The organism is Planktothrix tepida PCC 9214, assembly GCF_900009145.1.
In the GTDB taxonomy this organism is placed as follows: domain Bacteria; phylum Cyanobacteriota; class Cyanobacteriia; order Cyanobacteriales; family Microcoleaceae; genus Planktothrix; species Planktothrix tepida.
The window spans coordinates 1-14,422 of sequence record NZ_LN889817.1 but is presented as its reverse complement, the minus strand read 5'-3'; the positions used below and the strand labels follow the sequence as shown (position 1 = coordinate 14,422).

Sequence of the window (14,422 nt, the reverse complement as noted above, 5' to 3'; positions counted from 1 at the left end):
TTACTGTTTGTATTAAATACTTAATTATCAAGATATTTCTACTTGTACTCTACTAAAGTTGCCTTTTTACCTTGAAGATAGCTGGCGTAAAATTGAAACTGTCCTTGCAATTGGGGAAACTTGCTAATGACACAAGACAAAGAATAACATCCCCGATGATAAGCTGTCAGATCACGGGGAAGTTTCCTGTTCCAATAAATCCGAAACGTTAATAGGGGGTAAGCCAATAATAACAGTAAACTCCAGTTTTGAGTCAAGGGGATTAAACCAATAGACACCAAAGGAATAATTAATCCCCATAACCAAATACTACGGCTTTCTCTCACCCAATGTTTTTCAGGCGCTTTCCCATGTAAATAAGCTCCCTCAGCATAGGCATGACCGCTTCTTAAATTGCGTTTCCACCATTGACTAAACCGGGTCATTTGGGCATCATGGAGCGTCATTTCTGCATCTAAACGCTCAATTTTCCATCCCTGTTGTCGGAGTCTAACGCACAATTCCGGTTCTTCTCCTGCGATTAATTTGGGGTTAAATCCAGAGACTTGTTGAACCGCTTCTACTCGCATCATGGCATCTCCACCACAAGCTTTGGTTTCACCAATGGGAGTATTCCATTCGAGATCACACAGACGGTTATAAATTGACGCATTCGGAAACCGTTCTCGTCGTCGTCCACAGACTACTGCGATATTAGGATTTTCATCTAATTTCTGTTGCGCTTTGTTTAACCATCCGTCTACAATTTCGCAGTCGCCGTCTACAAATTGAATATAATTTAATTCAGTATTTTTCTGAAGTAAAAATTCAAAACCTGTGTTTCTAGCTCGTGCTGCGGTAAAGGGAATGGATAAGTCTAATTCAATGACATCTACACCGAGGGATTTTGCTATTTCCACAGAACCATCTGTTGAACCGGAATCAACATAAACAGCATTTTCAACTTTCCCAATAATTGAAGATAAACATTGGTGTAACCGTTTACCTTCATTACGCCCGATCGCAACTAATCCAATTTTACTCAAGGTTAAATCTCCTGAATTCATGTTTTGTAATTAATTCTAACTGAAGTGATAAAAATGTTAAGCTGTTCCGCCTCTAAATTCAATTGTACTGGATTGATTAAACCTGCCTCCCTTTGATCACAATTTGAACAGAGTGATTGATTAAATTGACGCTTATCTACCAGCTTTCATTCTGCCATCAGGGATTATTATCAATAAAATCTTCTAAAGCTTGATATTTTGGTGAAGTCGGTTGATATACAGATTCTAAGGCTCCCCAACTCCCATATTTTGTGGGTTTACCGATATCAGAAAAGTGCATGAATAAAGTTCCTCCAGCTTGTTTCCAATCTTGTAAAAGTTGTAAATAGGCATCATACATTTGAGGATCACGATTCAGTTGAATAAAAAATTTCGATACCTGTTCTTTGTTGGGGTCTTTGGGATTGGCAACCAGATGTTGTCCGCCTTCATAAGCGACTAACTTTAACCCTTTAGCTTTAGCTATTTCTGCATGGCGCAAAAACATTTTATAATTATCAACTAAGCTATTCCAATCTTTAGGAAGTAATCCACCTTTTTTTAACTGTTCAAAGGCTTGATTAATTCCCTGATCGCCCTGATTTACCCAGGATTGAACCACACTGCTATTTTCCAACTCTCCTAATCCTCCACTAAAATAACCGGCGATCGCATAGGCATCCATTCCCTGATAACAGGGTTTGTTCCCTTCTGCAACCCAATAGGAACATTCTAAAATATGGGATTCTGCACCTTTATAATAAGTTTGTGTAGAAATCACACAAATCACACGATTAGCCTGGTTTCCAAACTCTTTCTTCCAGATTTCACACATTTGAGCCGATCGCATTCCATACCACTGAAAAAAGGCATCTCCTTTATCTTTTCCCCACCGAGCTTGACCTTGTTCTAAGGCATAATGGGTTTGTTTAAAATTCCAATTCCAAACTTCATTAGAAAACTCCACATAAATGTTTAAATTAGGGTTTAATTCGGCTTTAACCTTCTGGGCAAAATTTCTGATATATTCATCCGTTGCTTGATGGGGCATATTAAACCAAGGTTCAGCTTTTTGTTGATTAGAAAGGGCAATCATAACTTCTAAAGGAACCCCTACGTCACTATAAGTCACCCTTTCGGGTACAGGTCTATTTTTCCACTCTTTTTGAGGAGAATGATTGGTTTGCATCCAGTCCATAAATCGCAAGGTTTTAAAGGGTTTAATCTTCTCCAAAAAGGCGGGATTAAACTGTTCACCGTTTTGATATCTGGTTTCGTCTTCTGCTCTAATCATCCGAATATTGCGAAGATAATTTCCGGTTTGATTAGGATCAGTTTCAGCAATCAAAATTAACGCAATACTCGTGTTAGATGAATCAATATTAATCACATCTCGACCGGGTTTAGAAAGAGCCAGATCTTTTTTAGCTGATAAACCATATTCTAGGGTTCCTTCTCCGTCATATAAAATTAGATATTGTCCAGCAATGGGGGTATTTTTAGGAATATCTGCAAAAAAAATGGTGGAAACTTGAGTATAACGAGGTGGATCTTCAGGCTTTGGTAAGGATTTAACCCATCCTTGCTCATCAAGATCTAACAGGTCAGATTCTTCTGTGTCCCATACCTTGTGACAGTCTGAAGTATTTTTGCTTTGACAGGTGGTGATCCAGGGAGGGGAAGTTTTAAAATGGTCAATGAAAGGAAATTGAGTGGAGTAACTCGCCACACCACCGAGATTAATTCCTAAAGAAGATTGAGTATTTGATAAAGTTTGACTGATGGCAAACTCTTGTAAATTATTCTGAGATCCGTCAATTGTTGTGGAGAAAACGATACTAATTCCTAATAAAAACATCAGGAATAATAATATGTTTTTATTAAAATTAAATCGAAATAAATTAAACATAAATAATCACCCTAAAAAACAAATTTTTACTTTTATAGCCTTGATTTCTAAAAACTTACTGAATTGATCGAGGTCGATGGGATCGGCGATTTAGTTTAGGAATACCGTAATTGGGTTTAGCAGAAATTGGAATAGGTCGTGGCTTTCTGCGATTTGGTTTAGAAATTCTATTACTATTAACTGTCTTAGCAGAAACTGGAATCGGTTGGCAGGGTATTTTTCGATTCCATGTCCGAGGGCGATAAATACTGTTGGTAGAAACGGCAATAGAGGTATGGGATTCTTGGGGATTGGGATTCATCAATAACCCGGCTAAACCTCCACTAGCCAAGATAAAAACGGGATTATACATACTATTTAATAGATTGTCTAAGACATATAAAACTGTTACCACACTTAGGACTGCGGCTCCAGCAATCTGAGGACGAAACCAAGTTTTAGCCGGATATCGGAACAATGCAAAGGTGAGCGCAGGAAGCAAAGAAGTGCCAAAGACACCGAAGAGTCCAAAAAAGCCACTGATCCCATAGGTTATAATCCACAAACTATCGGTGACGGAAATATCCACTAATGTACCTTCCCAATCATACCCATAAACTCGATTTCGTCCCCATCCTGCCCAACCAAACCACTTTCGTTCTAGGGCTTTTTTTACTAACATTTCTTCATTATCAAATCTGAACTCTAAAGACTGTGCTCGATCAGGGCCAGCTATATTAGTAGCAACCTGAACAATTTTATCCGCTTGTTCTCCTGTGAAATTTCCAGTTGCACCTAGGTAGAGGTACGAGGATAATAACAAAATTAACAACACTTTGGGAAAAGCAGTGCGAAAAAATTTAGCACAGAATAAAATAATCACTCCACAGAACATATAAGCATAAGCACCTGTGGAGCGAACTAAAATATGAGTTAGATAGAGTCCGATAAACCAAAGCTTCATGGGGATATTCAAGAATTTTTTTAATGTTCCTGATTGCCAAAACCATAGAGCAATTAATGCTGTAGCCATCATCCACATCCCCACGGCTAAACCATGTATCATAAATACATTGGGTCGATATCCTCCTAAACGCATGGATTGTCCGAACTCAACAATGCCATGATAGCCGTAGACCATCCGATGCAATTGGGGACTGATCACACTTTCTAACCAGCATAAGGGGGCATAAATAATCCCACTAATAAAAATACCTACCGCTAATTCCTGAAGACCTTTGAAACTATTAAGATATACCCGACCTAAAAAGTAAGGAATACCATACCCAACAATTTGGGTGAGAGCGGATGAAAATCCATCGTAGGCTCCTAAATCATTAGTTATTGATGAAATAAAAGGACTAATACACGACATTAGCATGGGAATATCTAGCCATCCCAATTTAAAGGTGCGAAAGGTTTGGGGATCATACAAATAAGTTGCCAGCATAATGCTGTAACTGGTGGCGGTGGAGCGATCATAGTCAGGTAAACCGGGGAAGGAAAAGGCAGTGCGCTGGGGAAGAAATAGCCACGCCAGAATAAAACTGATCACCACTGCTCTATCTGTTGAAAACCGTTTAAATAAAAACAGAACACAGGGGAGCAAGAGTAATAAAGCCAGTTGTGCTTGGGGTGTCATAAACGCGGTGGAGAATTTCCGGTATTTTTAGAATTTGGATAGCTTCCCATAAATGGGCAGTTTGCCAAGCACTATGCAAATATAAGAAAATATAGCCGATGCCATAGTTACTGACGTATATAGGAAATAGACAGTTTATTTTTTTCAGGGTTTAATCTAGTGAAAGACAGTATTTTGTATGTTTTCAATTTTGTAACATTTCGCTACACACTTCATCTATTATAACGGAGTACAATTTCAAAAGCTTGTTCACAGAGTCGGGCCGCATCATCCCAGGTGTAACTGGTGGCTTTCGTATAAGCACGAGCTGACATTTGACACCACTGTTCCTGGGACATTTGACAAATCTTAACAATGGCTCCAGCCATCTCCTCTGGGTCTTCTGGTTTGACTAAGATTCCTATATTCTCGCTGAGAAGTTCCGGGGCGGCACCTGCTGGCACTCCAATCACCGGAGTTCGACAGGCCATAGCTTCTAAAATCGGAAGTCCGAACCCTTCAAAGCGACTGCCAAATAACCAGGCATCACAACTGGCATAGATATCTTTGATTTGATCCTGTGGAGGCTGACAGAAGAATTCACTCCCTGCGGGTAAGGGTAACTCAGGAACAGGGGGTTCAGTCCCAAAACAGAGTAATTTTAAGTTGGGAATTTGTTGCGCTGCTAAAGAAACGGCTTTTAAGGTGATGTCACAGCCTTTCCAATAGAGGGTAGAGTACAGCATTCCGACTGTAGGAATTGTTTGTTTTTTTCTCGCCACAGCATAATATTTTTTTGAATCCACACTGTCAGGAACTAAGGAAACATTTTTATCTCCATATTCCTTTTCCATAATGTCTACTAACCACTGAGAAATCACAATTTTATGAAAAGGCAACCGATAGGTCGCTGCGACCCGTTCTTTGGGTAAATAATCGTGAGTTTCATGGTGGCGAATCATGTAGACTTTTGCCCCCTTCGAGGGAGAAAGATTAGCCACCCATTCTGCCGTTTCCCACCAAGTTGCCACGACAATATCCGCATCAGGAATATCGGCATCGGTGACTGGCGGTGGATGATCTAAAACACAGCCAGGGAGATCAAAACTGTCCATATGGGAAGGCCCAGTCTGTTTCCTGGAGATCAACCCTTTGCCTTTTAATAAGGATTTAACCTGCTGAAGACCTGTGGGTTTACGTTTTTCAGGACAAACCATATAGATTTCATGGCCTCGTTTTTCCAAGTGATGGGCAAGGGTAGCATTCGCTAATATTCCTCCTGATAAACTAACCCAATTTGGCATAACAAAAGTAATTTTCATGGTAAATTTTCCTAATTTAAAATGAGTTGATTTTGTGCTAAACTAGAGCATAAAAGATACTATCAATAGATAATCATCCTCCTAAACCATGTCGAATTCCTCCTAAAATAAAAATCATTACCACCAGGATACAACTTGCCCATAAATCCTGTTGTAAACCCGAAATTCCTTCTCGCCAAAGTCCATAGTTAACCACAATATAAAAGGAAATATCATTAAATGCAACAACCAGGATAGCTCCTAAAATTCCCATCACAGAAAATGATAACGGAAGTAAAATCACCATGTATAATAACTTTGAAACATTACCCAGAGCAATATAGAGAGGTTTTCCAATGGCAAACAGGGCTTGATCAATGCTGATGGTTAGGATAAACGGCCACATTCCCAAGGCAAGGATCGGCAACATCCAAGCAGCCTGTTCATATCTTTGATCATATAAATTCAAAATTAATTGATCCCCAAAGCAAACTAGAATAGCTAAGGGAAAACTGATGAGTAATAATAATAGTTTTCTTTTTTCGAGAATATTTTTCCGAAGTTGCGCTCGCGGTAGATCCAACTGTTTAGAAATAACAGGAAAAACGACTTTACTCATCACCGATCCCATTAAGGATTTAGGAAGATCTGCTAAGGTAAAAGCAACGGTATAAACCCCTAACATTTCTAAAGTTAATAATTTACCGAGAATTAAGCGATCAGACTGAGAGGCAAAGAACGTCATCACCGTTGAAATAAAGATCCAGCGGCCAAAGGAAATTAATTCTTTTAAAGCGCTTTGATCCCAAGCCAATCGATTCTGCATTCCGGTATTTAAGGCATGACTTCTAATTAATCCAAATAAGGAGGAAACTAAGACTCCAATAATTAATGCCCAAATGTTAGGACTAATCCACGCCCAAATAATCATTACCCCCAAGCTTAATCCTTGGACAATAAAGTCAAAAATCGTTAGGGTTTTTAAGTTTAAATTGCGATTCAGTGTGGCTAAAGATGTGGATTCAAAACCTGCTATAATTGTTCTCAAGCCAACGATGGGAGTAATCCACAATAGTTGAGGTTCGTTATAAAATTTAGCCAGTGGGGCTGTAATTAATAAACAAGCAATCCAAAGTCCAAATCCTCGAAAGACTTGAATCGTCCAAGCCGTATTCAGAAATTCTGGGTCATCCCCCCGCTCACTACGGATAATACTAGGATGAATTCCAATATCTGAAAATAGGTTAAGACCTATAATAAAGGTATTAACTAATGCCATCAAACCAAATAATTCAGGGACTAGAAGACGAGTAAGGATTAAGTTTCCCCCAAATCGTAAGACTTGGCTACCTCCATAGCCGAAGAGAGTCCAAATTGTACCTTGAATTGCTTGTTTACTAAGAGATGCCATGAGGATGTTAACCGTAAATAAATTTTGGAAATAGGGGGTTTAGAACTGGTGGCTTTTTGCCTTGACTGGGTTTGAAATAACCGTCCTGATCAATTTCCGGGTTCTGATGGTATAACATCTTGATCCCTAAGTTTAAAATGATCAGCTAAAATGAGGTTGATCTAGGTCTATCTTGAGATAGGCTATTGTACAATTTTTGACTTGAATCTTCAAATCATCTAGTGTTTAGAGTATAACTACTTGAGGTCATTATGCCACGATTATAGATGAACTTTATCAAACTTTTACATTTTTCTTTAAAAAAGCAGAACTTCCTGTTTATCGTTTTGATCCCGGTGGAGAAGGGTTTGCAAATTGTGCTTAAAAAGAAAGAGTACAGATGAACTGTACCCTTTCTTTCTTTGATAACTTTAAATTCAGATGGTTATCCTGCTTTTTTTCCAATTCCCAGATGTTGTTTACTTTCTCGAAGTTGTTCCCATAAGGCTTCAATTTGTACATAAGATTCTTCAACTGAAAGTTTTCCACTGGTTTGCAGGGCAACAATAAAGTTAACCTTCTGAGCAAATTCCTGCAAATTCGCATTAAACACAACATTTTCAGGGGTTGCTTTCCCTCGATAACGGGAACTCCAGTAAAACGAACCTCGGTTGGTCATCTTTTTCACTCTCCAGTGTATACCATTATTTATTTTTACATAGAATGTCAGATTTCAGACTTGATTTTAAAAATCTACCTTTATATTTTAATTATAGCCCGATTCAATTCATTTCTGAGAGTTAAGACAATATACTTGTATGTCTTAAGAAGGAGATTAATATTAAGAATTGAAGTATCGAAAGTCATCAAAACAAAATGCTTTTTCAAGGCTGTTAAAAAAAATACGGCCAATTCCAATATTTTCCCCAATAGGATACCGTTGAGCTACCTTCAATCACAACTTTTGTGGGATGTTATAATAGAACTAAGATGCTGGTATTGCACCAAATATGCTTCTAAAACTCTAAATTGGCTACAGTTGAGACTATAGTAAATCCATCGTCCGTCTTGGCGACTCCGAACTAATCGTGCTTCTTTCAAAATTTTTAAGTGAAAGGACAATTTAGACTGAGGAACGTTTAATTGTTCACAGAGTTCACACACACATAATTCTTGTCCCCGCAACAGTTCAATCACTTTCAAACGCAAAGAATCAGATAGCGCGTGGAAACCCCCGATTATTAGGGGGTTAGGAGTGGGAACTGCTGTTGACACAATCAACGGTTTTGCCATTATCCAGAAATCTCCTACATCTGCCATTATTGCTACCACTGATCAATTTTAAACGGCGATCTCAAAAATGGTACACATTAAACCGTTATTCCTTCTAATTCTTGTTCTGTTAAATCATATAATGCTCTTAATTTTTCTAAAGTTTCTGCATCGGTTTCCCAAAATCCACGACCCTGTGCTTCTAACATTCGACCCACAATATTACGAAAGGCTTCGGGGTTTGCTTGTCTTAATTGGTCAGCCCTTTTTTCATCTAACGCATAGGTTTTAGCTGCTTGATCATACACCCAATTTTCTTTAAAATTAGTCGTTCCTCCCCAACCCATTAAGGCGGTCATTCGTTGAGAAATTTCATAAGCACCTCCACTTCCTTGATTCACCATTGCATCTGCCCATTTGGGATTTAATAATTTCGTTCGATATTCAATTCTTAATAAATCTTCTAATTGCCGAGGGGTGGTATCCTTAGAAAAACTTTCAACAAAACTGGCTTTAACTTTTTGACCTTTTTGCTGTTCGGCTGCCCGTTTTAATCCTCCCGTATTGGCATAATATTCTTGAATATCCGTTAATCCATATTCAACAGAATCAATTTCCTGCACAATATTATCCATGGTTTTTAACAGTTGGGTCATCACTTCGGGTCGAGCTTGTCCTTTGTCTTGGCGACCATAACTAAATACATTTCGTCCTTTCCAAGTATTCCCTAATTCGTCCTCAGATTCCCAATTCCCATCTACAATTTGATCATTGACTAATGAGCCAAAATCCCCCGATGGATTAGAAAATAAACGGGCAGATGGGTTTTCAATGCCTTGCGATCGCAACTGTAATGCGTGTTTTCTAATAAAGTTTTGGTCTTCGGGTTCTTCTGCATGGGCAGCCCGCAGAAATAAATCATCTAATAACTCGATAATATTGGCAAAACTATCTCGAAAAATTCCTGATAAATTCGCTAAAACATCAATGCGAGGATGATTTATTTTTTCTAACGGTTGCAATTCATAACGAACAATTCGTCCAGTTCCTTCTTTAACAGGTTCTGCCCCAACTAATTCTAAGATAATTCCTAAAGATTCTCCTCTCGTTTTAATGGCATCTAACCCCCATAACATCACAGCAATAGTTTCAGGATAATTCCCCGTTTCTGCTAACTGTTGAGATATGATTTTTTGAGCGATTTCTCGTCCTCTTAAATAAGCCGCAGCCGAAGGCATTCGATAGGGATCTAACGCATGAATATTGCGTCCCGTTGGCAACACTCCCGGCCCATCTCGAAGTAAATCTCCACCGGGGGCAGGGGGAATATATTCTCCATTTAATCCTCGTAATAAATTCGTTAATTCATCGGAAGTTTGCAACAATAAACCTCGGATTTGACTTTCTGTTTCTGGGGTTAACTCATTCATTGATTCAGTGGAATAAGCATTCATATAATTGCTTAATTCCTCTTCTGTTGGGTTTTCTCCAAAGGTATGTAATCCCGAAGAAAATAATCGCTGTTCTAATACTTGCAAATAATCATAAATTTTGATAAAATAATTGTAGAGAACTTCCACACTAAATAATCGAGCATTTTTCAGTGTAAAGGCAATCCCTAATTTTTTCCCTTCCTCAAAAGGACAATCTACCTCTAAACCCATATCCGTAATTTGCTGGCTAATCACGTCTTGCAGGGTTGAATTTTTTTGCGGATCTTCTCGATATTCCGCGATGAGTTCTCGTAACGATACCAATTGTTTATACAGTCCGGCGCGACCATAAGGAGGCACATTATAGGAAATTAATACTCCATAACCGCGACGTTTGGCTAAAATGGATTCTGAGGGATTATTGGCAGCATACAGATATAAATTCGGTAGATTTCCCAGTAAAATATCTGACCAAGAATAACCCGTATTTCCTAACGGTGAACCCGGCAACCATTCAACGGTTCCGTGCATTCCAAAATGAACAATAGCATCGGCTTGAAAGTCCTTTTGTAACCATTGATAAAAGGCAGTATATTGGGGATGGGGGGTTAAATCTCGTTCAAACATTAACCGCATTGGATCACCGGATAGCCCTAAAGGGGGTTGCACTCCGATCCAAATATTGCCTAATTGAATTCCTCCAATATGATAATCTTCTCCTAAAGTTTTAATCCCCGTTCCTGTTAAAGATTGCCATTGTTTTTCAACTCGACTTCGTTGTAAATACCCTAACCATTTCTCTAATTTTTCTACATTGACTTGATTAGAAACAACAGACCCATCGGCAAAAATAAAATCCTGTTTTGCTTCTAAGATTTCATCCGCTTGTTTAACCTTCTGAATTATACTTTCGCCCGTTTCTGGTAACTCTCCAACGGTATAACCTTGTGCTTTTAACGCTTGTAAAACCTTTAACAAACTTTGAGGAACCTTTAATAATGCGGCGGTTCCTGTAGCACCATATCCTGGGGGAAATCCATATAAAATCATCGCGATTTTTCGATCTTTTGGAGATTTTTGTCGCAGCTTAATCCAACTTTTAACTCGTCCGGTTAACCGTTTAACTCGCTCAGGAATTAAATAGATATTTTCTCCGACTAAACCTCCTAACGGAACCGTATCAATAGCACCATCTAGTTCCGGTAAAGCATATAAAACCACACTTTGTAAGCCTCCTATTCCTTGACGAGTCCAGGATAATAAATCTTGAATTAATAGAGGTGCTGCAATAAAATAAGGGACGTTTTTTACGGTTAAAATTTGTTTAGCAATTTCCACCTGTCGTCCGGCTTCCATCGAACCTGCTGGCCCTCCAACTAAGGGAAACCCAATGGTTGAAACAATGGCATCAACCTTTACAGCTTCTTTGGATAAGGATAAGGTTTCAATATTTCCCTGTTCTCGCTTATTTAATTCATCCGTTGTAGTCATCCAATCTCTAACCGCAACATGACCTTCAACACCATTAATAAAAATCGGCAAGGGGATTAAATTATCTTGCTGAAAATAGCGAATTAATTGAGGGATATAATTTTGTTGAGTAATGACGTGTTTTCGATATAATAAAAGACCCACAACGGGATTATTAACCGCCTCTGGATATTCGTGTTGATACCACTCTAAATAAGCTTTAGGCGATTCAAAATAACCGTTATAATCGGGATGTAATAATCCCATATTGGGGGTTTCTACGGGGGGCGGAATTTCACCAACGGTTAATCCTAAATAATTTGTGGCAATTGTCCAAAACATAGCCGCGACATTTTCCGTTCCCCCTGCGTTCCAATAGCCATATATAATTAACCAGTTGCGAAGATCTTGAACTTTTTTAACCGGAACAAATTTTAATAATTTTGGCCCGGTTTTGAGAAAACTAATATAACCCGCGAGTTTATCTTCTTCTTTCCCACTGGAAAATTTACTGAGAATAAATTGTATAGGTTTGGGCATTCCTTTGGGTTTGTCGCCGATTTTAAAGGCTCCAATTTGAGTTAAACTCATTAATTCTAAGGCAGATTCAAACACTAACCGAATAGGAATCTTTTGGACTCGTTCTCGCAACCATAAAACTTGATCATAATCAAACAATAAACTTGCAAAAAAAACATCAGCATTTTCTAATGCTTCTGCTACGGTATCCGGTTCAGTAGAAATAGCGCGATCGCTAAAAACAAAAATCTCTAATTCAGGACAGCGAACACTGGCTAATTGTGCAGAATTTCGATATAAATCAGCATTAAAAGATTCAAAGCCTGCAATCAAAACAATTCGTTTCATAAAATCAGTTCTTAAAATATACGGTTTAATCTATGATAGATAATTATAGCAAGTCTAAATTTGAAGGAAATGATAGCAGATGATTCTTCAACTCCGATTTTAATCGCAGGAGTGGATGAAGTTGGACGAGGTGCTTTATTTGGCCCGGTGGTGGCAGCAGCCGTGATTTTATCTGAGAATAGTATGACGCAATTAACTCGTGCTGGGGTGAAAGATAGTAAGAAATTAACCCCTGGGGTTCGTTCGCGATTAGCCCTGGAAATAAAAGCGATCGCCATTGATTATAAAATTGGTTGGGCTTCCGTGCGAGAAATTGATCGCTTCAATATTTTACAAGCCACATTATTAGCGATGAAACGCGCTATTTTTAAGTTAAATCCTCAACCCGAACTTTGTTTAATTGATGGGAATCAAAAAATTCCTCAATTATTCATTCCCCAACAAACTATCATCAAAGGAGATAGTACATCTTTGGTAATAGCAGCTGCCAGTATTGTCGCAAAAGTGTGGCGAGATGAATTAATCACTCGTTTATCGGAAAAATATCCTCAATATGATTTAAAACAAAATAAAGGTTACGGAACTGCAAAACACCGTCAAGCCATTCAACAGTATGGTGTGACTTCTCAACATCGTCAATCTTTTAGTTGTTGCCAATTATCCTTACCTTTAAATTAAAAATCAGAAGCTTTTACACTCCTGTCCTTCTTCAGGTAAAATCAATAGAGGAGATATTTAACGATGCTGCTCCCAACTTTGAACTAGGAGGATTATTCTTTGTGGAACCGACTTACGAAACGTTAAAACAACAACTGACTGCATTATCTCAACGCTATACAAATTTAGGCAATCTTCTGGCTGAAGCGGCACAACATCTCAAAACCGCAGGAACTCCCCCTGCAAAAACCTTAATCGATGAACTCATCGCTTATTCTAAAAACTTTAGCGAGATTCAACAAAAATTCATCGCCCAAGGACAACAAGGTGCTGCTCAAGCAACCTCTGTACAACAGTTACAGAATTTATTGCAGACCTTAACCGCCACACCTGGACATCAGAAGACTCACCAACAAGCGTTGCAAATTTTAGAGCAAGTTCTCTCTCTGACCCACAGTGAACAACAGGATTTCCCCCCCTTACAAACGGCTCAAAATCAAGCAAGAGAATTGCAACAATCCATTACTCAACAAACAAATCAACTGCATTCTGTTGCAGAGGCTTTAGCGGCTGGAAATCATCCTTTAGTAGCATTAGTTAACTTAGTCGAAAAACAAGATCATTTAGATGATAATCAATGGGCGATTTTAGAAGAACAAATTACCAAAGGCTTTGGTAAGTCTCTGGGTGTGGCAATTTCCAGAGGAAAAATTAATTTTACAGTTCAACCTTCCGCTCCAGTTGCGACGGTTCCTAAACCGCAAATTCCTGATATTGTGATCTTGGATGAACCCCAAGGATCGGCTAGTCCAGAATTAATTATTGTTCCCAGTATTGATGTTACCAAATTACCCCCAACCATTGATGGGAAAAATATTGTTTTTGGCAATGCACCCCTTGCATCTAAATCCCAAGAAAAGGCAACCCTTTCTAATATTAATTTAAAAATTTTAGTGCATTTACAAGGCTTAGGCGATCGCATCTTTACTGCCAGAGAATATGCCGGAACACGAGGTCAAGGACGGCGTTTAGAAGCTCTGCAAATTAACATTGATCCCCCCATTGCAGGTTTAAGTCTGCGCTACATGGCTCATATCGCCAACGTTGGGGATACCCCCTGGATTTCCGAAGGACAATTAGTAGGAGAACGGGGCAAAAACCGACAAATTGAGGGATTTATCATTGAACTCACTGGCCCCCAAGCTCCGAACTACACGGTCTTCTATACGGCCCACATCCAAAATAAAGGCGATGTTCCCGTCTGCACCAACGGCCAATACTGCGGCACAAAAGGTCAAGGTCTACGGGTAGAAGGAATTAAAGTTTGGATCGAAGCGAAGTAATTATCAGTTATCAGTTATCAGTTATCAGTTATCAGTTGTTAGTTGTTAGGGTAAGCGTGAACCCCGTACATTCCTCCTTTCTTCCCTGTTCCCTGTTCCCTGTTCCCTGTTCCCTGTTCCCTGTTCCCTGTTCCCTGTTCCCTGTTCCCTGTTCC

10 protein-coding genes are annotated in these 14,422 nt (G+C 38.9%); 2 read left to right on the top strand and 8 right to left on the bottom strand.

Going from position 1 to position 14,422, the window contains the following annotated elements; all coding sequences use genetic code 11:
* Window positions 1–38: 38 nt before the first annotated feature.
* The 8 genes from PL9214_RS28275 to bchH form a co-directional block, all read right to left on the bottom strand.
* The gene (locus PL9214_RS28275; protein WP_367400307.1) at window positions 39–1,046 is read right to left on the bottom strand and encodes a glycosyltransferase family 2 protein; all 1,008 of its coding nucleotides are present in this window, start codon (window positions 1,044–1,046) and stop codon (window positions 39–41) included.
* Window positions 1,047–1,203: 157 nt separating this feature from the next.
* A complete protein-coding gene (locus tag PL9214_RS28270) occupies window positions 1,204–2,934 on the bottom strand; it encodes a cellulose-binding protein (protein WP_072722647.1) in 1,731 nt (576 codons plus the stop codon).
* Window positions 2,935–2,989: 55 nt separating this feature from the next.
* The gene (locus tag PL9214_RS28265) at window positions 2,990–4,555 is read right to left on the bottom strand and encodes a hypothetical protein (RefSeq protein WP_072722646.1); all 1,566 of its coding nucleotides are present in this window, start codon (window positions 4,553–4,555) and stop codon (window positions 2,990–2,992) included.
* A gap of 212 nt (window positions 4,556–4,767) precedes the next feature.
* The gene (locus PL9214_RS28260; protein WP_072722645.1) at window positions 4,768–5,856 is read right to left on the bottom strand and encodes a glycosyltransferase family 4 protein; all 1,089 of its coding nucleotides are present in this window, start codon (window positions 5,854–5,856) and stop codon (window positions 4,768–4,770) included.
* Window positions 5,857–5,929: 73 nt separating this feature from the next.
* On the bottom strand, window positions 5,930–7,246 hold the full coding sequence (locus tag PL9214_RS28255; RefSeq protein ID WP_072722644.1) for an oligosaccharide flippase family protein: 1,317 nt from the start codon (window positions 7,244–7,246) through the stop codon (window positions 5,930–5,932).
* A gap of 424 nt (window positions 7,247–7,670) precedes the next feature.
* On the bottom strand, window positions 7,671–7,904 hold the full coding sequence (locus PL9214_RS28250; protein WP_072722643.1) for a DUF7219 family protein: 234 nt from the start codon (window positions 7,902–7,904) through the stop codon (window positions 7,671–7,673).
* A 272-nt stretch (window positions 7,905–8,176) separates the two neighbouring features.
* Entirely contained in the window at window positions 8,177–8,545 is a 369-nt protein-coding gene (locus PL9214_RS28245; RefSeq protein WP_437126737.1) for an ArsR/SmtB family transcription factor, read from the bottom strand.
* A 50-nt stretch (window positions 8,546–8,595) separates the two neighbouring features.
* The gene (bchH, locus tag PL9214_RS28240; protein ID WP_072722642.1) at window positions 8,596–12,267 is read right to left on the bottom strand and encodes a magnesium chelatase subunit H; all 3,672 of its coding nucleotides are present in this window, start codon (window positions 12,265–12,267) and stop codon (window positions 8,596–8,598) included.
* Between the two features lie 69 nt (window positions 12,268–12,336).
* On the opposite strand from bchH, the gene PL9214_RS28235 reads away from it, so the two are divergent.
* Together PL9214_RS28235 and PL9214_RS28230 are read left to right on the top strand one after the other, a co-directional pair.
* Window positions 12,337–12,945 (top strand): ribonuclease HII, encoded by a 609-nt coding sequence (locus PL9214_RS28235; protein WP_072722641.1) that lies wholly within the window; start codon window positions 12,337–12,339, stop codon window positions 12,943–12,945.
* A 101-nt stretch (window positions 12,946–13,046) separates the two neighbouring features.
* Window positions 13,047–14,267 carry a hypothetical protein gene (locus tag PL9214_RS28230; RefSeq protein ID WP_072722640.1) on the top strand — a complete coding sequence of 407 codons (1,221 nt, stop codon included), beginning with the start codon at window positions 13,047–13,049 and terminating at the stop codon, window positions 14,265–14,267.
* The last annotated feature ends 155 nt before the right edge of the window (window positions 14,268–14,422 follow it).